This window comes from Pseudoalteromonas rubra, from assembly GCF_000967655.1.
Taxonomy (GTDB): Bacteria; Pseudomonadota; Gammaproteobacteria; order Enterobacterales; family Alteromonadaceae; genus Pseudoalteromonas; species Pseudoalteromonas rubra_A.
Map to the genome: position 1 here is coordinate 133,663 of NZ_JXYA01000016.1, position 26,973 is coordinate 160,635.

The following is a 26,973-nucleotide window of genomic DNA, read 5'->3' on the forward strand; positions in this document are numbered from 1 at the left end:
GCAAAAAGTCATGTTAGAATTAACTAAACAGTATTTAGGTATTACATAATGCGCTTAAATGGTATTCAGCGCCTGCTGGAGACTGGCCTGATCATCAGTACGGCGGCGGCAATTTTTACGCTGTGCGCACTCATCAGCTTTGATCCGGCCGATCCCGCCTGGACGCAAACGGGCGAATTTATCAAGGTCAATAACATCACTGGCGCTGCCGGTGCCTGGGTTGCCGACATTCTGCTGCTCAGTTTTGGTTGGCTGGCCTTTCTGGTGCCGGCTTTTATTCAGTTATTCGGCTACTTATTGTTTAAAAAACCACACAAATTATTGCAGCTCGATTATACCACATTGGGGTTAAGGCTCATTGGCGGTACTTTGTTTATCACCTCTGCGAGCGCTATCAGCAGCATTAACTTTGATGATATTTACAATTTTTCCTCCGGTGGGGTAGTGGGGGATGTAGTCGCCAGTGCCATGATGCCTGCGTTCAACTTTACCGGCACCACCATCTTATTGTTGTGTTTTTTCTTTGCTGGTTTGACGCTGTTAACCGGCGTTTCCTGGGTTGAGTTTGTTGACTATATCGGCGAAAAGGTGGTGGCGTTTTGTAAGTGGTGCTTTGCTAAGCTCAAGCAGCGTACAGAAAGTCCGTCGGTTGTCGCTTCAGAGGAAGTAAATGAACCACAAGCGATAGCAGAGACGACCCCGAGCGCTGCAGTGACACTGAGTGAACCCGAAGAACTGCAAGCTGAAGACCCCACGCGCATGCCTGCAATAGAAAACACCGCGCAGAGCACGGAGTCAGCCGGGGAGCCACAAGATGAGTCTGCAGAGCTTGAAAAGAGCAAACCGAAAAAGCTCAAAGACAGATTGTTTGGCACTAAATCAGACGCTCAGAGCGAGCCTGTGGTAAATCACGCCGAAGAGGCTGAAAAAGCAACGCTTAATAGCGACGATATTGCCGTCGCGCCGAGTGTTTTTGATGAACTGGACGATATTTTAGAGCAGGAAATTAATTTCTCTGCGGTTGATGATGAAGCCTTTGATACGGTTGCGGCACTAAACGCATTGGACGATACGCCGGCGCCCGCCGAGACCAAAGTGGTGTCGCCAGCAAGACCTTTAAAACCCAAAGAAAAACCGGCATCGGGTTATCAGCCGCCACCGACTGCTAAAGAGCAATTCGAGGCGTTGCTTGAAGCCGAGCCACCGAAAGATCCATTGCCGTCCCTTGATTTACTCGACAGACCCGATAAAGCGAAAAACCCAATCTCTGAAGAAGAGCTTGAAGCCGTGTCTCGTCTGGTTGAAGCTAAGCTGCTGGATTTCAATATTCAGGCAAAAGTGATGGGAGTTTACCCAGGCCCGGTGGTTACCCGTTTTGAGTTGGATCTGGCACCGGGCATTAAAGTTGCTAAAATCACCGGACTGGCTAAAGATCTGGCACGTTCGTTGTCTGCGGTCAGCGTGCGTGTGGTGGAAGTGATCCCGGGTAAAACATACGTGGGCCTTGAGCTGCCCAACAAGAACCGTGAAATAGTGCGGTTATCCGAAGTGATCAACGCCCCTAAGTTTGAGCAGAATCCATCGCCCCTGACTATGGTACTGGGTAAAGACATCGCCGGTCAGCCTGTGGTGGCCGACTTGGCCAAAATGCCGCACCTGCTGGTGGCAGGGACAACCGGTTCAGGTAAGTCAGTGGGCGTTAATGTGATGATATTAAGCTTGCTATACAAGTCGCCGCCAGAAGATGTGCGGATGATCATGATTGACCCGAAAATGCTTGAACTGTCGGTCTATGAAGGTATTCCACACTTGTTATGTGAGGTGGTGACCGACATGAAAGAAGCGGCCAATGCGCTGCGCTGGTGTGTCGGTGAAATGGAGCGCCGTTATAAGCTGATGTCGGCTCTGGGGGTACGTAACCTCAAAGGGTATAATCAGAAAATACTGGATGCCAAAGAAGCCGGTCACCCAATCCTGGATCCGTTGTTTAAGGATACGGATGGCATGGCGGATGAGCCACAGGAGCTCGACAAGCTGCCAAGCATTGTGGTGGTGATTGACGAATTTGCTGACATGATGATGATTGTCGGCAAAAAGGTGGAAGAGTTAATCGCCCGGATCGCACAAAAAGCACGTGCTGCCGGTATTCACCTGGTACTGGCAACCCAGCGTCCTTCTGTTGATGTGATCACGGGTTTGATCAAAGCCAACATCCCAACCCGGATGGCGTTCCAGGTATCAAGTAAAATTGACTCGCGCACAATTTTGGATCAGCAAGGCGCCGAAAACTTACTCGGTATGGGTGATATGTTGTATCTGCCACCAGGCACCAGCGTCCCAATTCGTGTGCATGGCGCGTTTGTCGATGACCACGAAGTGCATGCCGTAGTGAGCGACTGGAAGGCGCGGGGTAAACCGAACTATATCGAAGACATCCTATGTGGTGAGGCCACAGAAGATATTTTACTGCCAGGCGAGACAAGTGAGGGTGAAGACGAGGAGTCGGATCCGCTCTACGATGAAGCGGTGGCATTTGTGATTGAAACTGGCAAAGTGTCGGTCTCAAGTGTCCAGCGTAAGCTGCGCGTGGGTTATAACCGCGCGGCTCGTCTGGTTGAACAAATGGAAATGTCCGGCGTTGTTAGTGCGCCCGGGCACAATGGTGCCAGAGAAGTCCTGGTGCCCAAAGGTGGAGCGAATTAATGAAGTTACAACCACTTATTCTGGCCCTGTGTGTTATCGGGGCAACGCCTGCTGCTTATGCGGCGGCGCAAGCAACAGACAAGCAGCTCGCTAGTGTGGCTGCACAGTCATTAAAAGATAAACTAAAGGGACTGGAAAGTTTTCGGGCTCAGTTTGAACAAAGTGTGATTGATCACGAGGGCCACCTCATCCAATCAGGTAAAGGTGAAATCGCTTTGCAGTATCCCGCGAAAATTCGCTGGCAACAGGATGAACCAGACGAAACACTGCTGGTGTCGGATGGGTTGCGGACGGTCTATTTTGATAGCTTCGCGGAGCAAGCGACTATCTTAAACACGCTCGGACTAATCGATACCACGCCTTTTGTGTTGTTAACAACACAAGACCCAAAACAATGGCAAAAGTACCAGGTTGCTGAGATTAGCGGAGGCTATCGGATTGAGCCTGTTCAGTCGGGGGCTCAGGTGGAGCGCCTCGACGTTTTGTTTGCTGACGGCGGCCTGAAGATTGGCCAACTAAACGTGACGGACTCATCGGGCCAGATCTCCAGCTTTAAGTTTAGCGATGCGCAGGTTAATGTTCCAATCGATGCCGCGCAGTTTAAGTTTGTGATCCCTGAAGGGGTGGTCGTCGACGACCAGACGCAAAGTGACTAACCTGGGGTTTGACTTTGCGCCCGACGTGCGGCCTCTGGCTGCACGAATGCGCCCAACAGAACTTGGCGGCTACATAGGTCAAAGCCATATTCTGGGCTCAGACAGCCCACTTCGCCGTGCAATCACTCAGGGACGCTGCCATAGTTTGATTTTATGGGGGCCGCCTGGCGTGGGTAAAACCACGCTTGCCGAAATCATCGCCCATCATGCGAATGCGCAACTTTGTAAGCTCTCTGCCGTCACAGCCGGAGTCAAAGAGATCCGCGAGCAAGTGCTCGATGCAAAACATCGCCTGAGCCAGAGCGGTATGCGAACCATACTGTTTGTCGATGAAGTCCACCGCTTTAATAAGTCGCAGCAGGATGCCTTTTTGCCACATATTGAAGACGGCACCTTTATTTTTATCGGCGCAACCACGGAGAACCCGTCATTTGCGCTCAACAACGCGATATTATCCCGCGCACGGGTTTACACCCTCAAACCGCTGAGTCTTGACGAGCTCGCTCAGGTGCTGCGTCAGGCACTAGCTCAGGATAAAGAGCTGAGTCGTCAGCAGATAACCCTGGACGATGCCGTCATCGATGCGTTGTCACGTGCCGCGGATGGTGATGCCAGAAAAGCGCTAAACCTGCTTGAGCAGGCCACGGACTTAGGTGCCAACGGGGAAGGGCAAATTGTAATCGACGAAGCGGTGTTAAAGCAGGTTTTACCCTCACATCTGGCGAAATACGACAAAGGCGGCGACATCTATTACGATTTGATCTCGGCGTTTCACAAATCAGTGCGAGGCAGTGACCCGGATGCCGCTTTATACTGGTATTGCCGTATTCTAGCCGGTGGGGGCGATCCACTTTATGTGGCCAGACGATTACTGGCGATAGCGACCGAAGACATAGGTAATGCTGATCCTCGTGCCATGCAAGTGGCGCTCAATGCCTGGGACATTTATCACAGAGTAGGGCCCAGTGAAGGCGAACGAGCCATAGCACAGGCGACCATTTACCTGGCCAGTGCAGCCAAAAGTAACGCAGTTTATATGGCGTTTAATCAGGCCAAACAGGATGCCGCCAGTGATCCCGATTTTCCGGTGCCGGAACATCTGCGCAATGCACCCACTAAATTAATGAAAGAGCTGGGCTTTGGTGAAGAATATCGCTATGCACATAATGAGCCGGGGGCGTTTGCCGCCGGAGAGTGTTATTTTCCTGCGGATATTCAGCAGCGCCGTTATTATGAGCCCAGCGACAGAGGCCTTGAAAAGCAAATCTCAGAAAAGCTCCGTTACCTGCGCTCATTGAATGAACAAAGCGCGCAAAAGCGCTATCAAGATAAAGACGAGCGCTGATGGACTTGCTCAAAACTTACCTGATGATTGCAACAGGCGGCGCACTCGGTGCCTGTCTGCGCTTTTTTATTAGTGATATCACCCTAAAACTCTTGGGTAAGGGATTCCCTTTTGGCACGTTGACCGTTAATATTCTGGGTTCACTGTTGATGGGCATTCTCTACGGATTAATTGATAAGCAGATCATAGAAGTATCACCGGCCAAAAGTTTGGTTGGGATTGGCTTCTTGGGTGCTTTAACGACATTTTCTACCTTTTCGATGGACTCTTTGCTGTTACTTCAGCAAGGTCAGATACTGAAAATGGTACTGAATATAGTGTTGAATGTCGTGATGTGTATTTTCATGGCCTGGATAGGCCTGTGCTTAGTCATGCAAAAAGGTTAAAAGAACAAACTATGTTAGATGCAAAGTATTTACGCCAGGACATTGAGGAAGCAGCAGCGCGTTTGAAAAAACGTGGCTTTGAGCTTGATGTGGCAGCGATTAATGCGCTGGAAGAAAAACGAAAAACACTGCAAACCAAAACGCAGGAGCTACAAAGTGAGCGTAATAGCCGCTCAAAGGCAATAGGCCAGGCCAAGGCCAAAGGTGAAGACGTACAGCCACTACTGGACGCAGTTGCCGATTTAGGCGATCAGCTTAGCGCTGCAAAAGCAGAGCAAGATGAAGTGCTGGCTCAGTTGCAAGATATCGCAGCAACTTTACCTAACCTGCCGGCCGAAGATGTGCCTGTGGGTGCTGATGAAAGCGAAAATGTTGAAATCAGCAAATGGGGTGAGCCTAAAACATTCGACTTTGAGGTAAAAGATCACGTTGATCTTGGTGAAGCGCTGGGTAAAGGCCTTGACTTCGAAACGGGTGTTAAACTCAGTGGCTCACGCTTTACTGTTATGCGTGGCGGCATTGCGCGTCTGAATCGTGCATTATCACAATTTATGCTCGATACGCACACAGATAAAAATGGCTACACTGAAATGTGTGTGCCTTACCTGGTTAACAAAGCAAGTCTTTACGGTACTGGACAGCTGCCTAAGTTCGCAGAAGACCTGTTCCATACAGAAGCGCTGAGCGAAGATCAGGATGGTTACAGCTTGATCCCAACCGCAGAAGTGCCGCTGACCAACTGCGCACGTGACGAAATCTTTGACGAAAAAGAGCTACCTGTTCGCATGACTGCGTACACGCCATGTTTCAGAAGTGAAGCAGGCAGTTATGGCCGCGATACCCGTGGTCTTATCCGTCAGCATCAGTTTGACAAAGTAGAACTGGTTCAGCTGGTCAAGCCTGAGGATTCAATGGCCGCGCTGGAAGAGCTGACAGGCCACGCAGAAGGGATCTTACAAGCGCTGGAACTGCCATATCGTAAAGTGGTACTGTGTACCGGTGATATGGGCTTTGGTGCGGCGAAAACCTACGACCTGGAAGTATGGTTGCCAGCACAAAATACCTATCGTGAAATTTCTTCTTGTTCAAATATGCAAGATTTCCAGGCTCGCCGTATGCAGGCGCGTTTCCGCCGTGCCGGTGAGAAGAAGCCTGAGTTGCTGCACACACTGAACGGTTCTGGTCTGGCAATTGGCCGTACCCTGGTAGCAATATTAGAAAACTATCAACAAGCTGATGGCTCTATTGTGGTGCCAGCCGTACTAAGACCTTACATGGGTGGTCTTGAAAAAATTCAGTGAAGCACTTAACGCATTGATCTGAGGCCGCATTCCTGCGGCCTTTTTTATTACAAATTAATGAATGTTTTTTTACGCTACTTTTTGTATAAATAAGTTTTTACATCTTTATTTTTAGATGATTTTTCTATCCATATTCTACATTCATGTATTAATTATCCTTTTTGTTATTTTTAGCTCTCCCCACTCACCGCCAGCTAGTTGCATGTCAAAACGATATATGATTTATTGTTTTTGAAGGTTTGGCCAATCCTGAATTAGTCGACGTGTGTCTGGCAAAATAGTGCATTCACAGTCGGCCGTTGTTTAACCATATGCAATAGTAAAAATGTTAGTAGTTAAATGAAATTCGAGCTATCGGCTGTCAGGCAGCCTGCGGCGAAGCACTGAATCAAATTGTACAGAGGACCTTTTCGTGTTTCGTACGGATTGATATTTACGAATTTATTAACTATTTATTAAATGTGGATGTCGTTAAGACGAAAGCAACTTGAAAAATAGAAGGTGAGGAATTTACCTATGAAGAGACAGAAAAGAGACCGTTTAGAAAGAGCACATGCCCAGGGATTCAAAGCAGGTTTAGCGGGCCGGTCCAAAGAGTTATGTCCATATCAGCAAGTAGAGCACAGATCAGAATGGTTGGGGGGATGGCGAGAGGCCATAGATAACCGCAACATGTACAAAACCTAAATTCCTATAAAATATCTAATGACTAAGCAACGTCAAAAGCCCCTATAAAGGGGCTTTGTTTTTTTATCAGCACACTAAATTAGAATGCGCTGGTGTCCTGGAACAGACCTACTTTTAAGTCTTTTGCTTCGTAAATAACACGACCGTCTACTTCTACCGTGCCATCAGCCAGACCCATAAAGAGTTTACGCTTGATAACCCGCTTCATGTCTACGCGATAAGTCACTTTCTTGGCGGTTGGCAGGATTTGACCGGTGAATTTAACTTCGCCCACACCCAGTGCACGACCAAGACCCGGACCACCTGACCAGCCCAGGAAGAAGCCAACGATTTGCCACATGGCATCCAGGCCCAGACAACCTGGCATGACAGGGTCGCCACGGAAGTGGCAGTCAAAGAACCACAGATCGGGGTTAATATCCAGCTCAGCAACAATCTGGCCTTTGCCAAATTCACCGCCGTCTTCGTTAATCTCGATGATACGATCCATCATCAGCATGTTATCAATTGGCAGACGACAGTTGTTCTCGCCAAACATCTTGCCTTCAGCGCACAGGATCAATTCTTCTTTTGTATAGCTATTTTTTGGTTCCATAATCATCAGTCTTAGTCTTAAATTGTCGCTACTTTAGCTTACACTTGTACGCCAAACAACTCTGAACAGTTGAAATTTGCCTGCTCTTTGAGCACTTTACCTATTTGGCGGTTAATTATCTATCAATTACCTTGGCTGAGCCTCGTGTTTTTAATGCCGCCAGCCAAACTAGGCGCTTGTGCTTACAGGCTTATAGCGCTTTGAAAGCGCAACAATCCCGCAAGGTTGAGATTAATGAATGAAAATCATTCAAAGAGGCGGCTCAAATTGATAATTTCCTTGTTTCTCGACCTTTCAGGGCGATTTTTGCGTTAAAAATCTTTATAATTGACTCAGTCGTTTTTAATGTTAACGGAAGTTTATGATCCTTTTTGTAGATGCTTTGACGGTAATTGATTTTTCTTACCTGTGTAGTAAACGCGGCGCCGTGGGCGAGAGCTGGATTGTCGATATGACATTGCATGGCCAGTTAAATGAAGAGTCTATGGTACTGGACTTTGCCAAGGTAAAGAAACAGATCAAGGCGATTATCGATGACACAATTGATCATAAGCTGGCCATACCCAGTCAACTGGCATGCAGTTATTCATCACAACACGGCAGAGTGCAGTTTGATGGTGAATTTGGTGGCCACCACCTGGCGATGAGCGCGCCTGACGAAGCTGTGTGCATTGTTGAAGGTGAGACTATCAGCGAAGCCACGGTTATTGCATTTCTGAAGCAACAAATTTTGCCGAAAATGCCGGACAACGTAAAAGACGTTGAAATTGAATTGCGCCCTGAGCCTAGTCGCAGCTTTTACTACCATTACAGCCACGGCTTGAAAAAGCATGACGGCAACTGTCAGCGTATTATTCACGGGCACCGCTCTGACATTGGCATTTATCTGGATGATATTAGCATGCCTCGTTTGCAAAAAGAGTGGGCGGAGCGCTGGCAGGACATCTACCTGGGCAGTGAAGAAGATTTGATTGATGTAAGCGCACTAAAGCACATTACTGCACGCGACAATGATTATGCTTTTGCTTACTCGGCGTCTCAGGGCTACTTTGAGCTGGCCATCAGCAAATCACGGTGTGACTTGATCCCCTGTGACAGCACCGTTGAGTGTATTGCAGAGTATCTCGCTGGTGAGATCAAAGCACAGTATCCAGAGCGAAAAGTGAAAGTGAAGGCGTTTGAAGGCGTTGGAAAAGGAGCAATCGCTTATGCCTGATTGGCTAAGTAAAGCAAAGAAAACGGCCACGATTTTGGCCGGTTTATGCCTTGGTATGGGCTCTGCTCATGCCATTGAGCTGAAAGGATCACTCACCCAGGGGGGGATGGTGATTGCGCAGCTGGATGGGGTGCAATCTGCCAAGCTTAACGATAAAGACCTGACCATTGCCCCGGGTGGTAAGTTCGTATTTGGTTTTGGCCGGGACGCCGGCGTTGAACACAGCCTGAGCTGGGTCGACAAAGACGGCAAAACCCATACTAAAACTTTGCTTATCACGTCTCGCGACTATGACATTGACCGTATTACCGGGGTTGAGAAAAAATATGTCTCACCACCAAAGGAAGTGCTGGCTCGGATCCGCAAAGAAGGTGCGCAGGTCAGCGCCGCTAGAAGCAAGCTGAGCACTTTACCGTATTTTGATGACCCGGTATACCGTCCAGCAAAGGGCAGAATATCTGGGGTTTACGGCAGCCAGCGTTATTTTAACGGCAAACCAAGAAGGCCCCATTTTGGACTGGATATCGCCAATAAAACGGGCACGCCGGTATTAGCGCCAGTATCTGGCAAAGTGGTCTTTGCCAACCCCGACCTTTATTACAGTGGCGGTACGCTGATCCTCGACCATGGCTTTGGCATTACGTCTACCTATATTCACCTCAACAAGTTACATGTTGAGGAAGGAGAGGTTGTTGAGCTTGGTGACCATATCGCTGATATTGGTGCCACTGGCAGGGTAACTGGGCCACATTTGGATTGGCGTTTTAACTGGTTTAATGAACGCCTGGATCCACAACTTTTAATGATTGATAAACTCGCAACGAAAAGCAGTAAAGAATGACACAAACAGATAAAGACGCAGTAATTGCTCAACGAATTAAAGACTCGCAAACCTCGGTTACCAAAACGGTATTTCCAGGTCGTACCAACCACCATAACACACTGTTTGGTGGCGATGCGTTAGCCTGGATGGATGAGGTCGCGTTTATTGCTGCGACGCGTTTTTGCCGCAAACCTTTGGTAACGATTTCATCAGACAGAGTCGACTTTAAAGAAGCGATCCCGGCTGGCACATTTGCAGAGCTCGTTGCTAACGTGGTTCATGTCGGTAACACCAGCTTAAAGGTGGAAGTTCACATTTACCTGGAAACCATGCACAAAGATGATAAGCACCTGGCCATCTCTGGTAGCTTTACCTTTGTTGCCGTTGATGACAACCACAGGCCAACACCGGTTGTGTGTGATCAGATGCTAAACGGTTTTAGTTAACAGACAGCAATAGGGGGAGTCAACTAGACTCCGTTTAATTAAAGTGGAACACATCATACTTCGGAGTGGTATTAATAAACGTAGCACAGACTAAAATAGGCCCAATTTTTCAACAAACTGGTTTGAAAAAGCAAGCTAGTTTGGCGTACCATCAATACGACTATTGAGGCACAAGGAGCTCAATAAGTAGGATAGGCTTATACCTGGAAGGAATTCATGGATTACTACATTTCACCGCATTTATATCTCACTCCTCTGAACATAGAACAAGCTAATGTACTGCTGGAAGCTGTAGATATGAGCAGAGAGAGCCTGGAGATTTGTTTGCCCTGGGCGCAAGCTGTTACGGATCTGAATAGCGCCAAAAAATACATCACAGAGCGCCAAGACATGCCCGGCAGTCGCTATTTTTCGATCATGTATCATAAACAATTTATGGGCGTTTTCGCGGTTAAATCGGTAGAAGCACCAAATACCTGCGAGATTGGATACTGGCTGTGTGAACAGGCACGTGGAAACGCAATAATAGATCAGATCCTTAGTGTGATGCTACCCAGCCTGAAAGAAGAACAAGAGATACGACATATTGAGTTTCACTGTCTGGATTTCAATATACCAAGTATTAAAATCGCGCAGCGGGCAGGGGCCAAATTGCTCCGATGTTATTCCGTTACAATGCAAGATAAGCTGCCAAAAACGATGTGCATATATGCCGCTGATCTATCATAAAGGGTTATATGAAAGAGTTACTTAACAAAGGCAAAGCCGTGTTGTCTGACATGCCAGAAAAGGTGTCAGCAGATCTGTTGTCAGGCTTTCAGTTTGTAAGAGAAAAGGTGAATGGGCTGCCTATTTTCATGTCTGTGGAGAGAACCGCTACTAATAGCGCCATAAAGTATGATGAGAAGCACTATTTTTTCGTCCCCTTTGCGCTCAGTGAGCATGGTTTTGCTCTGCATACTCTAAGAAATCTGCCCGAAGGCGTGCCTGAAGTGAATAAACTGCCAAAAAGGCGTGTTTTTCACTTTCCAACCGTTCATGCTGAAGCCATGCTGCGAGAATATATGGTGAACTGTGCTGCTCAGCTTGCTATCGAACGAACCAGTGAGGACCCGAATTCACTCCATTCTCTGGCAGATCAGATAGATGCATTAGACCGCAAACTCACCTATGGTATGCTTTTGATTGGTGGCATAGCAGCTTTAACTAACCCCTTGCTCGGTGCGGGGATCGCCGCAAAAGCGTTACTCCCGGGTGTTGCAGGCATAGTATCTAAATTCACGCTCAGACCCGCTGCGCAGACACTGGCTGAACGTAAAGAAGGTGAAGCCATCAGGCAAGCAGAAGAAAATATACTGAGAGAGTTCAGCGACGCAAGTACGGTTAAGGTTATCAACCCAATTTTACAGCAGCTGGATCTGGCGTTACGTACTACGGAAAACCAGCACGACCCTTTGCTTGATTTTAACTTTAGTACGCTGGAAATCAAGGAACTTGACGGCGATAAATGGCAAGTACTAACTGAAATTGCTATGTATCATATCTACAAAGATATATACCACGACCCAACACTTTACAAACAAGCACAGCTTGGCCCTGAGGACATTCGTTGGTTTCACGCGCTGTTCAACGATCTTAAAAGCACTTAGTGATGTACTTGGCTTTAGCGTGTAAGTAGTCACGAAACACGTTTACACGGCAGGTGAGAGCATTGAATGTAAAAAGTCGACCTTAAGGTCGACTTTTTTGGTTTTAAAGCACCATTGCGGCTATCCAGCCAAAAATTAATAGCGGGATATTAAAGTGAATAAAAGTTGGCACTACTGAGTCCCAGATGTGGTCGTGCTGGCCATCGGCATTTAAACCCGATGTTGGGCCAAGGGTCGAATCAGAAGCCGGTGAGCCTGCATCACCCAGCGCACCTGCAGTCCCTACCAGAGCAACCGTTGCCATAGCAGAAAAACCGACTTCCATTGACAAGGGAACAAACAGCGTAGCAATGATTGGCACGGTTGAGAAGGAGCTACCTATGCCCATGGTGATCAGCAGGCCAACCAATAGAATCATGGCTGCCGCCAGTGGTTTATTCTCGCCAACAAAGTCAGCACAAGCACTCACCAGGCTGGCCACGTCACCGGTTTCTTTCATCACAGAGGCAAAGCCCTGGGCAGAGATCATGATAAAGCCAATCATCGCCATCATAGCAACGCCTTTGCTGAACACATCTGAGCTTTGGTCCCATTTTACGATACCGAACAGACTAAACATCATCACCCCGACCAGGCCACCCAGGATCATGGAGCCACTCACGTTTTGTGCAAGCAAAGAGCATACGACGGCTAATGTCCCGGCCATGATCACTTTACGCTTTTCCTGGGCACTAAGCTGTGGCTTATCTGTCGGTTTTACGTGGCCAGAAGGTGTGTCCTGAGTGTAGTCACGGTCTTTTCTATAAGTGATAAAAACCGCAATGATGAGGCCCGCAAGCATTCCAAGCGCAGGGATCACCATCGCATAAGGGACCTGTGTATTAACAATCTCCAGGCCATTATCAACCAGGTTTTTGTGCAAAATAGAGTATAAATAAATACCACCGAAGCCGTAAGGCAGAACCATATAGGAAGTTGCCAGACCAAAAGTTAAAATGCAGGCAATGGCACGTCGGTCGATATTCAGCTGGTTAAAAATCACCAAAAGCGGTGGGATCAGTATAGGGATAAATGCAATATGAACCGGAACCAGGTTTTGCGAGGCAATCGAGCAACCCAAGATAATGACCATGATTAACATGCTCAGTAACTGGCTCGAGTTTTGTTGATTACCATGGACCAGCGAAAGTAGTTTATCAGCCAAAATCTGAGTTAAGCCGGATTTCGAAATGGCAACGGCAAAAGCACCTAGCATGGCGTAACTGAGCGCAATTTCTGCCCCCCCAGAGAGCCCGGAATTAAACGCATTTAATGTATCCGACAGCCCCAGACCAGCAGTCAACCCGGCGACCATCGCGCTGATTGTCATTGCAACAATCACGTTCACTCTAAACAGTGTCAGGCCGAGCATCAGCAAAACACCAACAATAACAGCATTCATAATATTACTTTTTCGCCTTTTTTATTATTAAACGACCCAGCGCTTTCATCCTTGTCGCCTCCGATTTGGTTAGTTGCGCTCGGGAAAATCTTGATTTTACAAAATATTGATTAAACTCTGCCAGTTCCTGCGACAAATTAGGGTACTGAGACTGCAATGCAAGCAGCGCTTGTGCGGGGGTTACTTTATGTAATTCCCCCTCAGCAAGCTGACAAATAGCATGGTGTAATCTTACCGCTTCAGGCAATTTGACAACCTGCTTACGTTGCAGATACCAGAAGCGGGCAACGAATATAGCTATCAGCAACAAAAATACACTCAGCGCGGGCAACAGTCTGTGATATTGGCCAAATAAGTCGCGCAGCAACCGGGATTGTTTTTGCTGATCAAAGTTCAACACCCAGCGGGTCCATTGATAATCGAGCTGCTCTATTTGCAGTCTGACCCAGTTGACCAGAGCCAGATTTGAGTAGCTCATCAGGCTCAGCCCCAGGTTATCCTTAAATTCATCTTCTAACGCGGTCAGCTCAGACAAAGAACCGCTGAGTCTGTCAGGTGCAACCCAGGCAGTGGGATCGAGGCGGTACCAACCTTGCTGAGGAACATAGTATTCTACCCACGCATGGGCATCATACTGATAAACACTGTAATATCCTCGCTCCCCATTATACTCACCACCCAGATATCCCGAAACCAGACGCGCGGGGATCCCGGCTGCTCTTAACATAAAAGCGGCACTGGCCGCATAATGACCGCAAAACCCTTCGCGTGTTTCGGTTAAAAACCTGTCTATGCTATTCCGATCACTTATGGTGGGCGGCTTTAATGAATAATGAAATCTATTTTGTACAAAATATTGCTTCATCTGCTGAATAAATTCAGCGGTATTGCCGGTTGATGCATCCCACTGCAACGCCAGTGCTGTGGCCAACGGGTTAATGCCGTCGGGCAGGGCGGTGTTGAGCCTATACTGCCAGTTCACTAAACCAGGCCCGGCAGTGTGGATGGGCGTAACTTGATATTCCATGCTGCTGCTGAGGCGTTTTTGCATAAACAAAGTGCCAAACTGGTTGGTATTCACGCCCCGAGTGGATGACTTGGCCTGGCCAAGATTATACAGCCAGGTTTTGCCCGATGCTCTGGCGATAACCGTATAGCTTTCACCGACAGCACGGAAAGGTGCCTGCAAAGGAACATCGTGCTGTGCTGAAACGCGCCAGCGCGTACCATCATAGTTATCGTGAACCAAAGTACGCCAGTAAAATGGTGGTTTCATCTGGGTATTGTCGGGCAGGATGGCTCGAAACACCAGCTCATCCGAGCGAGATAATTCTGAGATTTCAAACGGATCTATGTCCTCAGAAAGACCGGTTTGGGTTTTATTGGCACCGGGTAGCTGCCAGAATGGTGACACTTTGGGCAGCAGTACAACCATGATTGCAGCCAGCGGCAGTGCAAGTAGTAAATGTCTGGCAGCCTGGCGTATCGCACTGCGCAGCGCAATACCATGTTCAATCCACAGCATTTGAGCTAAATTTACCACCAAAAGCACCAGCACAAATAACAATGACAGCACATTCTGAGAGAAGATAAAAAAACAGGGGTAGACAAAAAAGTTTAACAACTGCACCGACATAGCTTGTTTTTTCGTTTTTGCCTGAATGGTTTTCAGTGCGCAGGCACCCAGTAGTAAAGAAACGAACATTTCTACCAGGTTCGAAAAACCTATGGCGACAAACACCACCAGTATGACGGTAAATGCTAAGAGGTTGACCAGATTTTCCGAAGGACCTTGAACCAGTCCCCGGTAAATGGCCAGTTTAAACAGCACAATCAACAACATGGCGCAGGTGAATACAAGACCAAAACTGTTAAACAACAAGATACTGACTAGCCCGTACAAAAGGGTAGTCAGTAAGGTTTGGGCGCCCAGTAGTTTGTCAGAAGTCACTCAGCGCCTCCAGGCAAGCTTCTCTGTGTTTGTCTCCACGGCCCGCAGTCACCTGAACGGCATTACTCAGCCTGAGTGCAAACTCATCTCCCTGTTTGTCCGCCTCAAGTACCTGATAACACAGCTTGGACAAGCGCGCTTCTTTAGGGCCGTCGTGTGCCGCATAATCGAAAGTATGCTGAGAGTAGAAGCTGTCACCACTGTATTGCTTGACCAGCAATTGCTGACTTTTGGCGAAATGCCGCCAGGATATACGGCTTTTACTGATGCCGGGTCTGAATCGCTCAAGCCCGTCAAAGTTTTCATGACTTTGCGTGCTTTGATGCACATATTGCCCCTTCTCAGCTGTGACTTCTTGCTCACTAAATGTCAGCTGGCAGGCAAGTGGCGAAGGATAGACACAAAACGTTCTGTCAACGTTCAGGTAAGTCCAGACGCGAACCAGGCCAAATGGATAGTTACTGGATAACTTGAGTCTGCCAAGCGTGTAGCGGCCACGGGGCCCTGGATGTAAAAACAGTGACATAACCTGGGCACCTTGCGAATAGTGACTGTTACAATCACTGAAGTCGAATCCCTGGCTGGCAACATCCAGAGAATAACATGTGTGTGGCGAGGTGAGTTTTATCTGCACTTCAACAGGTTTTTCGGCAAAGTTGTTTTTTACGTCCAGTAATTGAATGCTCAGGCCATGCAAATTGAGATATCCGTATATCAGCGCCAGCACCAGGATCAGTAACATGACGTAGGCCACGCCAAGAATCAGATTGTTCTGATAATTACTGCCCAGAATAAAATTGAGGGTCACCATACATAAGAAGAATGCTCCCTGCCTGGAGGGAACAATATAAATATTGTGGTGCGACAGGGTAATTTGCGCAGCGCTATGTTTACGTTTGATGATGTCAGCCAGCCAAGACTGTAACCAGTCACGGCGCATAGTTACAATACAACCGCAACGTTATCAAAAATCCCCTTGACCACATCATCCAGCTCGTTGGCAGAAATGTTCAGACGGTGGCCGGCTACTGCGGCAAATACAGCCTGGACATCGTCTGGTAACGCATAATCCCGGCTTTGGGTCAGGGCATAGGCGCGTGTTGCCAGCCCTAATGCGATACTTGCCCGTGGCGAAAGGGGATCGCTGAACTGACCACTGTAACGTGTAAAGTTAACCAAATTGATGATGTACTGTACAATCGAGTCTGACAGGTTAACGTCAAGCACCGCTTGCTGAAGGGTTGCCAGCGCATTTAAGTCAAGTACACAGGTTAACTCACTCAAAGATTGCCTTTGCAGATTATTCCCGAGGATCAGGCTTTTTTCGGCATGCTCATCGGGGTAGCCCAGGCTGATCCGCAGGAAAAAACGGTCGAGCTGAGATTCTGGCAAAGGGTGCGTACCTGACTGATGCAGCGGGTTTTGTGTTGCGATAACAAAGAATGGCTCAGGTAATGGGTGGGTTTTACCATCCACGGTTACCTGGCGTTCTTCCATTGCTTCAAGCAAAGCGCTCTGAGTCTTCGGGCTGGCACGGTTTATTTCGTCGGCCAGTAAAACCTGGCTAAAAATGGGGCCCGGATGAAAATCAAAGCTCTGTTGCGAGGTATTAAAAACACTGGAGCCGGTAATATCTGCGGGCAGTAAATCACTGGTAAACTGAACACGCTGATAGCTCAGTCCAAGTACATTGGCCAGGCCGTGGGAGAGGGTGGTCTTGCCCATGCCCGGCAAATCCTCGATCAGCAAATGTCCTTTACACAATAAGCAGACAACGGCTAACCTAATCTGTTCTTCTTTACCCAGGATCAGCTCAGATAGCTGACTAATGATGTCTTGTGTGGTTTTATTCATGCAATCATTTCGAGTCTTTTCATTACTGAATCGACTTTTTTCGCGTTAAATGGCTTAGCAATAAAGCCTTTTGCACCCAGTTCCCAGGTATTTTGTACGTTCTCCAGGCTGTTATGGCCGGAGCACATAATGACATGCACATTGGGGTAGTTATCATTGATGTATTCGAGAATTTGTGTGCCATCGGTATCGGGTAACTCGATATCCAGGAAAATCACATTGGGAGATTTTTCGGCCATCAAAGGCATTGCAGATTTGAAGTCTTCAGACTCATAGACTTCTTCAAAACCCAGGTTTTCAAGAATGTCTATCAGGTAACTGCGCACATCTTCAACGTCATCGATGATCAAAATTGGCTCTAGGGGTCTGACAAGTTCCATATTGTATTTACTTCTTTTGAACGACAAGGCTAATACTAAGACAAGCGCAAAGTGAGCTCAATGGCAATTTATAAATTAACTGTAAATTCATCATAGCGATAAGATAACAAGGACATAAAAAGTCAGTTTTGAGATCAGGCTTAGCGCTTTCAATCAATGCCTACATGGACGTAGATACCTCAGCGATAGCAGGACGCGGGAGCGGTGTTATCGAACAATTAAGCAAATTGGTATAAGTTGCTGAGCTCATCAATGCCTGGAGTTTTAATTTGACTGGCTGAGCCAAGATTAGTTTTATTGTGTAAAACAGATTATGGCTGTGGCCATCTGTGATGAATCCCATGAAATTGAAAACTCAGGGCGAAATAAACAAACAGTCCATTTTATGTCAGAAATTACTTAATGTCCGATACCGTCTAGTATTGGACATTAAGAGCTAATTTATAGTTAAACCGAGAGTTCGAGAGCGCTCTAAACTGAGCTTTACTTTATATCCTATAATTTACGTTATGTTAAATACGGTGTCTGTGACAATACCCTGGTTTATGTCTAAGCTTATATTTAATCAGGCTAAGAGTTTTCAACAATGCCATTTGCTTTGTTTGTGTTTTTCAGTGTCTTTACCTTCCACAGCCTTGCTTCTGCCACACTCAGTAAGCAGCTAAGCGTAATCTACCGTGACTATAAAGGCACGCATACTGTGTCTGGTAAAAAAGTCAGTGATCATACTTTTCGCTACAACCTCACTGCACCCAAACAAGTCGATGTGACCACTTTGGAATGGCAACCCTATATCGGACAAAGTTTGTGTAAGCAAGGCTGGGTAATGCAAGCCGTAATCGCTTTGTTGCACAGCCAAAATTATGGCGCAACCGTGACTTTCTACCCCTGGGCTCGCGCCGTAGCCAATGCCGAAAATGGTAAAGTAGATATTCTGGTGCCGGAGTATTTTATTGAGCCCGAAGCGCCTTCGGATACTTTTCCCGGTACGCGCCGTTTGGATCATCTCACACTGACAGAACCATTTGGCTGGGGCCCAATTGCACTTTACAAACGTCTGGATTATAACACCGACCACTTTACCAGCCTCGGCGCTTTGGCCGATGAACGCATTGGTGTGGTTCGGGGCTACCAAAATACGCCGGAGTTTGACCGCTTAATGGACGCAGGAAAATTTAACGTTATTGAAGCCGTTGACGACGCCCACAATATCAGGCTGCTAATGGCCGAGCGCGTTAATCTTATCATCGGCGACCCGGAAGTTATTGAAATGGAAATTGCCTCTTTGTCGCAAGCTAACAATACGACCTCTCAGGCAAAAAACTTGGTTATGGTTGACCCCATTTTACAAATGAATGGTCTATTCTTTGCTGTCTCCAAACACAATAAGTACGGCAAAACTCTGCTGTTTGAACTAAATCAGGCCATAGCCGAATTTAAAAAACACGGCATTCTGGAAGAGATAAAATACAATACCGCTAAGAGTTGCGAGTAATACTGGCTGTCTATTTTAAAACACCTAAGCACCCTGCTGTTTTTCTCTGTTATGGGCATTATCAGGAACAAAAAAGGGAGCAACTTATATCTCCCTTTTTAACTCTATGCGCAATTTAACATAATGAAAAACAGCGCATTTTTAGCCTGAATTTTGTCCAGTTAATGCAATGCAGCGCTAAATGGAATGCTTTCGCAAATCTCGGCTTCTGCAATCAGTATTTCTTCCAGTCGTGTGTCGATCACGGTCTTGTCAAAATACTCGTAACCTAGCTCAACAAACAGGTTTTTGTGCTTTTCTTCTGATTTGGCAATGGTCACATAGAAATCTTTTTCTTTGCCTTCAGGTAAAGCTTCCGCGACCAGCGAAAAACGTTCATGGCCGCGCGCTTCAATCACGGCAGCAACTAACAGGCGATCAATTAAAAATTCATCTGAGCCCTGACGAAATAAGGCGCGCATTTTTTTAATGTAAGGGTCGGCCTTGTCATTGCCTAAAGTCACGTTGCGGTCGGTCAATAACTTCAGCACTTGTTTAAAATGGATCATCTCTTCGATGGCCAGATCCGCCATCGCTTTTACCAGTTTGATGCGATCCGGATAATGGCTCAACATAGACATGGCCATACCAGAGGCTTTTTTCTCAGCGGCTGCGTGATCCTGTAAAAAGGTATCAAAGTCAGCCATGACTTTATGAGTCCAGTCGAATGGTGTGTGGAATTTTAATTCAAACATCGTTTAATCTGTTCCGTTATCGGTTTTGGGGCATTTTACCCAACTCAGGCGCTAATTTCCAAAGCCAGCAAACAATTTGCAGCTAACACCCCTGCTCTTTATGCACATTTAAAGTAGAGTTTTTAATATCGGACATTTTATTGTTCACTGTATAACAGGCTGTCTCTGTCTGCCTTGCCATGACGGGTTGACTCGACTTTGAGCGGATGCTCAATTTGTTTCCAGGCTGTGACTTTGCCCCCCTGGTTAAGGTTTGGCATTGGCTTAGTTGAGTTTGTGTGAATACCCAGAAAGTCGCTCAGTTGTTGTAGACTGTGTGGGTGCGACACATCCAATATCAAATACTCAATCTGGCTTGCGTCTAAAAATCGCAGTAATTTTTGACGATGGCGCTGGTAGATGTCTGTCAGGTAGTGATCACACGCGATATTATCAGCACTTAAGTTGGCAAAAGTATCAAAGTAGCAGCGTTTTAAAGTGTCGTTGAATCCGCCCTGCTGAGTCTCTAGCCTGGGTAGCATGCGGGTGAGCAAGCGTCTGACTGATGGGATCCAGCTTTCCATGGCTCTGTCCAGATATATAAAGCGGCTGTTCGGATATAAAGTAGCGAGTTGTTCGTAGTCATTAAAGACCGGTGTGTCTGCTATTACTTGCGCTTGCGATAGCGCTTCACGTGTGTAAGCTGTATGTGCTGTTTTAAACCCAAACTCGAGAAATGCAGCACATACGCTGGTAGTACCGGTTCTTGGCAAGCCGGCAATAAAGATTTTTTCCATTAAACAAAATAACAATAAAGATTAATAATAGACAGCGCCAGTAATGATAAAAAGCTCAGCGCCATTCCCATTACACGCAGCTTAAGGTTAGCCAGGTTCAGGGCAAATGAATGCAAAATACGGCCGACTAGATAGGTACCGCCGGTGAGATACAACCAAATTGCCTGACCGCCCTGAAATTCCAGTGCAAACAAGAGAATTAGTAACAGCGGCGTGTATTCCATAAAGTTGGCATGGGCGCGGATCGCCCGCTCTAACGCGGGATGACCACCATCTCCGAGCGCAACCTGGTGTTTATGGCGTAAACCTATGATATCAAAGCTGAGTTTGATATAAAAAAGGGTAAATATGGCAGCAAAAAATCCTGTTATCATGACGCAGACCTACTTGTAAGTATTATAAGTAGGTCCAGTATAGAGAGTTTACTCGATAAAATACACTGCATACACTTCGGCAGTCAGTGTTGTATCTCCGGTATTATAAGCCTGGCTGACATCCATCGCTTCTGCGGCCATCATTTTGCCACGGGCATAAGGCTGCACAGGTACGTTCATCGGTGAAAATGACACAGAGTATAGTCGGCCCAAGTCCACATCAAAGTCATCGGCTAGTTCTCTGGCGGCCGCTTTGGCTTCTTCAATCGCAGACTTTTTAAGCTTTTTCATATATTCAGCTTTGTCTTCAACAACAAACTCGGTGTTATTAAACTGATTGATACCACTGTCTACAAAAGACTGAAGTAGATTAGGATATTCTGAAAGGTCTTTAAGCTTTACCGTCAGGCTGCGGCTTACTCTGAAACCGTCGAACTCTTCTTCGTTAGTGGTGCGGTTGTAGCGTGTCTGGCGATGCACATTCAGCTGCTCGGCATGGATATCGTTGCTTTTAATATTAAAGTTTTTCGCAATTTGGATTGCCTTTGCCATTATCTGATCAACGTTAGATTTGGCATCCGGTAATGACTTGTGTTTTTCAGTTATCGCGACACGAATAATGGCTGCATCAGGCTGCACTTCCATTGACGACATGCCCTTTACATACAAATGTGGTCCCTCGGGTAAACTGCCTGCTTGTGCGCAGGTACTGATCGCAAAAATTGCAGCGGCTAAAAGTGAGCGCATGTACGCCTCCTTACTCTGTTGGAATAGGATGATGTGATTATGAATTATAAAACCACAAGAGATGCGCCAATTAAAGCACAAGTTTGTTAATCAATGCTGAATGTTAAACGCTTTGTGTAAAGCGCGCAGTATGAAGGGCTCTTCTTGTTCAAAAAACAGCCCCGTATGCGCGGTGATGATCGCCAGCTGTAGATCTGGCCTTTGCAGCGCAGCTTGCAACAGGTCAATCGCTTGCTTGCCCTCGTTCGATTTAGCACAAGCGATATAGCCAAAAATGGTCAACCCAGCTTCTTCTATTGCGTGAAAGCTGTAGCCATTAAGGGCCTGTGCCGAAGGATGTTCATTAATGAATACCGAGCTGTATTCAATGATCCCATCCAGCTTGCCCTGACTCAGCATCGTTCTGAGGCGATAAGCGCTTTGGTTCCCCTCTGCAACCCAAAATGCATTGCGGTTAGCTGTAATAAAATTGTCAATCTCGAGGCCATATGAGCGCCCTTCAGACACACCTATGTTGAACCCCATTCTGAGCGCAGTTCCCAGTGAAATGGTATCGGGAATATTTGGCTGGTTTTTGAGGATCAGGCGATTAGCCGGGAAAGACATTAGCGGATAGGCGGTGAACAACGCCATCGCTTCGCGTTCAGGTGTCTTAACCTTGTTGTACAAGCAGGCGTTTGGGTTACGTACTAATTCGCGCCATTCCCTTTCGCGGCTGGCGGGCATAAAATCCAGGGTTACTTTGCCCTGAAGAGTGTGTTCTATTTTTAGTAGTAACTGGGTTGCCAAGTCGGCGGGCGCTTGTTTCGAGTCAGGAGAATAATCAGAGATAATGTCTATGTGTATCGGTTCACTTTTTACGGTTACCGAGCAGAGACATACAATAAGTAAGATGGCGTAGCGCATTCAGTTCACCTACATCGAACATCAATGCAAAGCCGGTTTTGCTGGATTCCTGCTGCATAGCAAAGTGAGGTCGGATCTGCACAGATTCTCTACAGTGCTCCATGCACAGCCCAACGCTGAGCGAACAGCGTTGAGATCAAGTGTGGCGCAAAAATCACAATTGCGCCACACTGTTTATACTACTGAGTTATACGCTACAGCGTTTATAGTTACGGTACTCAGGTAACCAGTAGTTCTTCTCAATTGCTGCCCAGATCAGATCTTCAGGCATTTCCAGCGCAACGCCCTCTTCCATTGCTTTTTTAGCAACGGCATAAGCAATGCGCTTGCTCAGTGGCTCAATTTCAACCAATGAAGGGAGTAAGCTGCCTTTACCGGTGTTAGCCCATGGCGAAGACTCAGCAAGTGTTTCACTGGCGACCATCAGCATAGATTCGGTAATGCGCGATGCTTTGGCTGCCAACACGCCCAGACCAATGCCCGGGAAGATGTAACTGTTATTACACTGCGGAATGGTATAGGTTTGACCATCGAACTCAACCGGCTCGAATGGGCTACCGGTTGCCACGATTGCCTGGCCCTGGGTCCATTCAATTACATCTTTTGGATGTGCTTCGACCTGACGAGAAGGGTTACTCAATGGGAAGATAATTGGACGCTCACAGCCTGAGTGCATTGCCTTAATAACCTGCTCGGTAAACAGCCCTGGCTGACCCGACACGCCAATCAGAATGTCAGGCTGCGCACAATGCATCACGTCAAGCAATGAAGCAAATTCGCCACTGAAGCTCCAGGCTTCTAGCGCTGATTTTGACTGAACTAAGGCTGCCTGGAAGTCACGTAACCCTTCCATACCTTCAGTCAGCAGGCCATAGCGGTCAACCATAAAGATTTGGCTACGCGCTTGTTGATCAGAAATGCCTTCGGAGACCATTTGCGCGATGATCTGCTCTGCAATACCACATCCGGCAGAGCCTGCACCGACAAACACCACTTTTTGTTCAGATAGTTTAGTGCCTTTAACACGGCACGCGGCTAACAGTGAGCCCACAGTCACAGAGGCAGTACCCTGAATATCATCGTTAAAGCAACAGATCTCGTCACGGTAGCGGCTTAATAACGGCATGGCATTTGGCTGTGCAAAATCTTCAAACTGTAGCAACACATTAGGCCAGCGGCGTTTGACCGCTTTGATGAATAAGTCCAGGAACTCGTCATACTCTTCCTGAGAAATACGCTTGTGACGCGCGCCCATATACATAGGGTCGTTGAGTAGTTTTTCGTTGTTTGTACCTACATCAAGCATCACAGGTAAAGTGTAGGCTGGGCTGATCCCGCCGCAGACGGTGTATAGCGCGAGTTTACCGATTGGAATACCCATGCCGCCGATCCCCTGATCGCCCAGGCCCAAAATACGCTCGCCATCGGTCACAACGATAACCTTGACCTTGCTTTTGGTTGCGTTGCGCAAAATGTCGTCGATTTGATGACGTTCTTCATACGAAATAAACAAACCGCGCGAACTACGATAGATATCTGAAAACTTTTCACACGCATCACCCACTGTTGGGGTGTAAATGATTGGCATCATTTCTTCAAGGTGGTCGCGTACCAGGCGGTAATACAGGGTTTCGTTGTTGTCCTGAATAGCACGCAGATAAATATGCTTGTTAAGGTTGTCGTTGAAACTAGAGAACTGTTGATAGCAGCGTTCGACTTGCTCTTCAATAGTTTCAAAGCGTGGCGGTACGAGACCTGTCAGGTTAAAGTTCTCGCGCTCGCGCTGACTAAATGCACTGCCCTTATTTAATAGCGGCGTTTCTAAAAGCGTAGGGCCAGAGTATGGAATGTAGAGATAATTGGGATCGGATTGTTTAGTCATATTTACAAGCTGTGACTCGTTAATTTAAGTACAAGGGATTATTATTGCGCAAATGCATTAAAATTCAATGAATTTTAAGCATGTCAGACCAATAAAAAACGGCTCTGCTGAGGCATGGTCAATGCGTAAACAGAGCCGTACATTATACGTTATTTAGTGAATGAGCGCCAAGGTTACTCGCTGGATTCACCCATTGCAGCCCCTTCCCTCCGTGGATCGGCACCACCGACTAACAGATCATCTTTTACCTCGATGGCGTGAATACCGGAGTTTAGATCTCTGACCCTGACGGTATGCCCTTTGGATTCCAAAATTGGCTTTAATTTTGCGACCTCGGTGCCCTTTTCAAGCGTGGTGTATTGGTTGCGATTTGTCACCCTTGGCAAGTCAATCGCCTGCTGTGGTGATAACCCCCAGTCAAGTACGCCAATGATGGTTTGTGCAACATAATTAATGATCCGGCTGCCGCCCGGAGAGCCAACCACCAATTTGAGTGAGCCATCTTTATTAAATACCATCACCGGCGACATCGAGCTGCGCGGCCGCTTGTGTGCCTCAACCCGGTTGGCAACCCACAAGTCCCCCACTTTTGGTGACAATGAAAAGTCAGTCAGCTGATTGTTTAGCAGATAGCCGTTCACCATTACGGTTGAACCAAAAGCCATCTCGATAGAGGACGTCATCGACACCGCGTTGCCATCGGCATCAACAATAGAAAGATGCGTGGTTGAGGGTAATTCATAGCTGTCGTCCATGGCGTATGCCAAAGTGCCCTTGCTGGGATCGCCAATGGGCACCTCTTTGTTGTCCTTGTCTGTGATGAGCTTGGCCCGCTGTTTCAGATAGGCTGGGTTGAGTAAGCCTTGTGTAGGTACTTCAACAAAGTCAGGATCGGCAATGTAATAGTTGCGATCGGCAAATGCCAGGCGCGAAGCCTGAGTGAATAAATGAATCGCCTGCGGTTCATTCGGTTGATATTGACTGAGCTTTTTACCTTCCAGTAGTTTTAAGATCTGCAGCACTGCAATCCCGCCACTGCTGGGCGGTGCCATTGAACACACACGGTAGCTGTGATAGCTGGTACAAATGGGGGCGCGCTCTTTGCTGTGGTAATTTTTGAGATCGGACAATGACAACACACCCGGCGCGATGGCGGCTTTTTGCACTGCACGCACTATATCATCGGCATTTTTACCTTCATAAAAGCCCTTCAGGCCAAACTCGGCGATTTCGCGGTAGAGCTTGGCCAGCTCCGGGTTACGCAGTAACGTGCCGGCTTCGAGTGGTTTACCATCAGGATAAAAGTACTCTTTGGCCGGAGATAGCTTAGTCAGACCCGGGTTGAGCTCCTTTTCTAACAGCATATGTAGGCGGGGTGACACATTAAAGCCGTTCTCGGCCAGCTCGATTGCAGGCTTAAACAGATGCCGCCACTTGAGTTTGCCATATTTATCATGTGCCTGTTTTAACGCATGAAGTATCCCGGGTGTGCCAACAGAGCGACCCCCTACAACCGCCTCAATCCAGCGAACCGGCTTGCCTTCTTTGTCTAAAAATAATGACGGGGTTGCGTCTTTCGGTGCCGTTTCACGACCATCAAAGGTGGTGAGGTATTCGTTTTCTTTATCATAATGCAGAATAAACGCACCGCCCCCAATGCCTGAGGATTGAGGCTCTACCAGGGTCAGCACCAGCTGAGCGGCAATGGCAGCATCGATGGCACTACCGCCTTGTTGTAGCATCAACTGCCCGGCTTTACTGGCATGGGCATTGGCTGCAACCACCATGTACTTTTTAGCCGTTTTCTCTTTTTTTAGCTGCAATCCGGTCGCGGCTTCGGGCTCTCTGACTTCTCTGGTGTTGTTGTCTAATGCTGAAGAAGTGAATGGTAATGCGGCGCCGAGCGCCAGTGTGGCAAGTGATAGGCGATATTTCATAGAGTCTGGAAATTCTTCTGATAGATGATTGGCATCATAAAAGTAAACAGGCACAATATGCAAAAAAATTCTAAGAAATATTATGTTTGATCTGCCGTTAGCGCCTCGCTACCTTCTTCCACCTGCAATTTTGATTGTTCTTTGTGCGGTACTTATGTTGCCACCTGTCCAGGCATTACTCACCTTCAACCGTGAGCTGATTGACCAGGGCGAATTTTGGCGGATCCTGACCAGCCAGTATGTTCATACCAACTGGACGCACTGGCTCCTGAATGTGGTTGGCGTGGTGTTTATCTGGGTGTTACATGCAGAATACCGCTCGCCAAAAACTTATGCCGTTCATCTGCTGCTGCTTGGGCTGTGGACAGGTCTGGGCATCTGGCTTTTTTGTCCGGATATCCGTATTTATACTGGCCTCAGTGGCTTACTTCATGGCGTAATATTCTGGGGAGCAATAAAAGATATTAAAGTGGGAGAAAGAACCGGCGTGCTGCTCTTTTTGGGTATTCTCGGTAAACTTGCCTGGGAGCAGTATGCCGGCCCCAGCGATGAAGTCGGTCAGTTAATTTCATCCCGGGTTGCGATTGAATCACATTTAATTGGTGCCATTGGCGGTGTGGTGCTGGCTCTGCCCTTGCTGTGGCAAAAGAAATAATGCTTAAAAAGGCGCAGCTCCAGTAAGCTGCGCC

At 47.3% G+C, this 26,973-nt stretch carries 27 protein-coding genes; 13 read left to right on the forward strand and 14 right to left on the reverse strand.

Going from position 1 to position 26,973, the window contains the following annotated elements; all coding sequences use genetic code 11:
- The first annotated feature begins 48 nt into the window (after positions 1-48).
- The 6 genes from TW77_RS07870 (at position 49) to rmf (ending at position 7,078) form a co-directional block, all read left to right on the forward strand.
- Complete coding sequence (locus TW77_RS07870) at positions 49-2,703, forward strand: DNA translocase FtsK 4TM domain-containing protein (protein WP_046004418.1); 2,655 nt, start codon at positions 49-51, stop codon at positions 2,701-2,703.
- On the forward strand, positions 2,703-3,359 hold the full coding sequence (lolA, locus tag TW77_RS07875) for an outer membrane lipoprotein chaperone LolA (RefSeq protein WP_046004419.1): 657 nt from the start codon (positions 2,703-2,705) through the stop codon (positions 3,357-3,359). The genes TW77_RS07870 and lolA overlap by 1 nt, the downstream gene beginning before the upstream one ends.
- Complete coding sequence (locus TW77_RS07880; RefSeq protein ID WP_046004420.1) at positions 3,352-4,704, forward strand: replication-associated recombination protein A; 1,353 nt, start codon at positions 3,352-3,354, stop codon at positions 4,702-4,704. The genes lolA and TW77_RS07880 overlap by 8 nt, the downstream gene beginning before the upstream one ends.
- 5 nt (positions 4,705-4,709) lie before the next feature.
- Positions 4,710-5,090 (forward strand): fluoride efflux transporter CrcB, encoded by a 381-nt coding sequence (crcB, locus tag TW77_RS07885; protein WP_046004573.1) that lies wholly within the window; start codon positions 4,710-4,712, stop codon positions 5,088-5,090.
- A gap of 11 nt (positions 5,091-5,101) precedes the next feature.
- Positions 5,102-6,391, forward strand: coding sequence for a serine--tRNA ligase (serS, locus tag TW77_RS07890; RefSeq protein WP_046004421.1), 1,290 nt, complete (start codon positions 5,102-5,104; stop codon positions 6,389-6,391).
- Between the two features lie 516 nt (positions 6,392-6,907).
- The gene (rmf, locus tag TW77_RS07895; RefSeq protein WP_046004422.1) at positions 6,908-7,078 is read left to right on the forward strand and encodes a ribosome modulation factor; all 171 of its coding nucleotides are present in this window, start codon (positions 6,908-6,910) and stop codon (positions 7,076-7,078) included.
- A gap of 79 nt (positions 7,079-7,157) precedes the next feature.
- Here the strand turns inward: rmf and fabA are convergent, their stop codons facing one another.
- Positions 7,158-7,673 carry a bifunctional 3-hydroxydecanoyl-ACP dehydratase/trans-2-decenoyl-ACP isomerase gene (gene fabA, locus TW77_RS07900; protein ID WP_010384707.1) on the reverse strand — a complete coding sequence of 172 codons (516 nt, stop codon included), beginning with the start codon at positions 7,671-7,673 and terminating at the stop codon, positions 7,158-7,160.
- A gap of 361 nt (positions 7,674-8,034) precedes the next feature.
- Here fabA and TW77_RS07905 point away from each other — a divergent pair, with 361 nt between their 5' ends.
- The 5 genes from TW77_RS07905 to TW77_RS25755 all read left to right on the forward strand — a co-directional run bounded on the left by TW77_RS07905 (position 8,035) and on the right by TW77_RS25755 (position 11,807).
- On the forward strand, positions 8,035-8,889 hold the full coding sequence (locus TW77_RS07905) for a 6-carboxytetrahydropterin synthase (protein WP_046004423.1): 855 nt from the start codon (positions 8,035-8,037) through the stop codon (positions 8,887-8,889).
- Positions 8,882-9,730 (forward strand): M23 family metallopeptidase, encoded by an 849-nt coding sequence (locus TW77_RS07910; protein WP_082078873.1) that lies wholly within the window; start codon positions 8,882-8,884, stop codon positions 9,728-9,730. The genes TW77_RS07905 and TW77_RS07910 overlap by 8 nt, the downstream gene beginning before the upstream one ends.
- Complete coding sequence (locus tag TW77_RS07915) at positions 9,727-10,158, forward strand: acyl-CoA thioesterase (protein ID WP_046004424.1); 432 nt, start codon at positions 9,727-9,729, stop codon at positions 10,156-10,158. The genes TW77_RS07910 and TW77_RS07915 overlap by 4 nt, the downstream gene beginning before the upstream one ends.
- Before the next feature lie 216 nt (positions 10,159-10,374).
- A complete protein-coding gene (locus TW77_RS07920; protein ID WP_046004425.1) occupies positions 10,375-10,887 on the forward strand; it encodes a GNAT family N-acetyltransferase in 513 nt (170 codons plus the stop codon).
- Positions 10,888-10,895: 8 nt separating this feature from the next.
- Positions 10,896-11,807, forward strand: a complete 912-nt coding sequence (locus TW77_RS25755; RefSeq protein WP_240479470.1) for a hypothetical protein — start codon at positions 10,896-10,898, stop codon at positions 11,805-11,807.
- Positions 11,808-11,910: 103 nt separating this feature from the next.
- Here the strand turns inward: TW77_RS25755 and TW77_RS07930 are convergent, their stop codons facing one another.
- From TW77_RS07930 to TW77_RS07950, 5 genes are read right to left on the reverse strand one after another with little or no spacing between them, the layout of a single operon-like run.
- Positions 11,911-13,248 carry a Na+/H+ antiporter family protein gene (locus tag TW77_RS07930; RefSeq protein ID WP_046004426.1) on the reverse strand — a complete coding sequence of 446 codons (1,338 nt, stop codon included), beginning with the start codon at positions 13,246-13,248 and terminating at the stop codon, positions 11,911-11,913.
- Positions 13,249-13,252: 4 nt separating this feature from the next.
- Positions 13,253-15,199: a transglutaminaseTgpA domain-containing protein gene (locus TW77_RS07935; protein WP_052713100.1), complete on the reverse strand. Its 1,947-nt coding sequence runs from the start codon at positions 15,197-15,199 to the stop codon at positions 13,253-13,255.
- The gene (locus TW77_RS07940; RefSeq protein ID WP_046004427.1) at positions 15,189-16,139 is read right to left on the reverse strand and encodes a DUF58 domain-containing protein; all 951 of its coding nucleotides are present in this window, start codon (positions 16,137-16,139) and stop codon (positions 15,189-15,191) included. The genes TW77_RS07935 and TW77_RS07940 overlap by 11 nt, the downstream gene beginning before the upstream one ends.
- Positions 16,140-16,141: 2 nt before the next feature.
- Complete coding sequence (locus TW77_RS07945) at positions 16,142-17,053, reverse strand: AAA family ATPase (protein ID WP_046004428.1); 912 nt, start codon at positions 17,051-17,053, stop codon at positions 16,142-16,144.
- Entirely contained in the window at positions 17,050-17,433 is a 384-nt protein-coding gene (locus tag TW77_RS07950) for a response regulator (RefSeq protein WP_046004429.1), read from the reverse strand. Before TW77_RS07950 ends, TW77_RS07945 begins: the two co-directional genes overlap by 4 nt.
- A 586-nt stretch (positions 17,434-18,019) precedes the next feature.
- Between TW77_RS07950 and TW77_RS07955 the strand changes: the two genes are divergently transcribed.
- The gene (locus TW77_RS07955) at positions 18,020-18,928 is read left to right on the forward strand and encodes a substrate-binding periplasmic protein (protein WP_052713101.1); all 909 of its coding nucleotides are present in this window, start codon (positions 18,020-18,022) and stop codon (positions 18,926-18,928) included.
- A 161-nt stretch (positions 18,929-19,089) separates the two neighbouring features.
- On the opposite strand, the gene TW77_RS07960 is transcribed toward TW77_RS07955, so the two are convergent.
- The 8 genes from TW77_RS07960 to ggt all read right to left on the reverse strand — a co-directional run bounded on the left by TW77_RS07960 (position 19,090) and on the right by ggt (position 26,284).
- Complete coding sequence (locus tag TW77_RS07960; RefSeq protein WP_046004430.1) at positions 19,090-19,662, reverse strand: tRNA-(ms[2]io[6]A)-hydroxylase; 573 nt, start codon at positions 19,660-19,662, stop codon at positions 19,090-19,092.
- 137 nt (positions 19,663-19,799) lie between these two features.
- On the reverse strand, positions 19,800-20,438 hold the full coding sequence (locus tag TW77_RS07965) for a sulfotransferase (RefSeq protein WP_046004431.1): 639 nt from the start codon (positions 20,436-20,438) through the stop codon (positions 19,800-19,802).
- On the reverse strand, positions 20,438-20,812 hold the full coding sequence (locus TW77_RS07970) for an MAPEG family protein (protein WP_046004432.1): 375 nt from the start codon (positions 20,810-20,812) through the stop codon (positions 20,438-20,440). The genes TW77_RS07965 and TW77_RS07970 overlap by 1 nt, the downstream gene beginning before the upstream one ends.
- Before the next feature lie 48 nt (positions 20,813-20,860).
- Positions 20,861-21,559, reverse strand: a complete 699-nt coding sequence (locus TW77_RS07975) for an SIMPL domain-containing protein (protein ID WP_046004433.1) — start codon at positions 21,557-21,559, stop codon at positions 20,861-20,863.
- A 90-nt stretch (positions 21,560-21,649) separates the two neighbouring features.
- Positions 21,650-22,465 carry an ABC transporter substrate-binding protein gene (locus TW77_RS07980; RefSeq protein WP_046004434.1) on the reverse strand — a complete coding sequence of 272 codons (816 nt, stop codon included), beginning with the start codon at positions 22,463-22,465 and terminating at the stop codon, positions 21,650-21,652.
- Positions 22,410-22,568, reverse strand: coding sequence for a hypothetical protein (locus tag TW77_RS25395; protein ID WP_162197949.1), 159 nt, complete (start codon positions 22,566-22,568; stop codon positions 22,410-22,412). The genes TW77_RS07980 and TW77_RS25395 overlap by 56 nt, the downstream gene beginning before the upstream one ends.
- Before the next feature lie 84 nt (positions 22,569-22,652).
- On the reverse strand, positions 22,653-24,347 hold the full coding sequence (locus tag TW77_RS07985) for an NAD-dependent malic enzyme (protein ID WP_046004435.1): 1,695 nt from the start codon (positions 24,345-24,347) through the stop codon (positions 22,653-22,655).
- A gap of 173 nt (positions 24,348-24,520) precedes the next feature.
- Entirely contained in the window at positions 24,521-26,284 is a 1,764-nt protein-coding gene (ggt, locus tag TW77_RS07990) for a gamma-glutamyltransferase (RefSeq protein ID WP_046004578.1), read from the reverse strand.
- An 82-nt stretch (positions 26,285-26,366) separates the two neighbouring features.
- Between ggt and rrtA the strand changes: the two genes are divergently transcribed.
- Entirely contained in the window at positions 26,367-26,939 is a 573-nt protein-coding gene (gene rrtA, locus TW77_RS07995; protein ID WP_046004436.1) for a rhombosortase, read from the forward strand.
- Positions 26,940-26,973 lie beyond the last annotated feature (34 nt).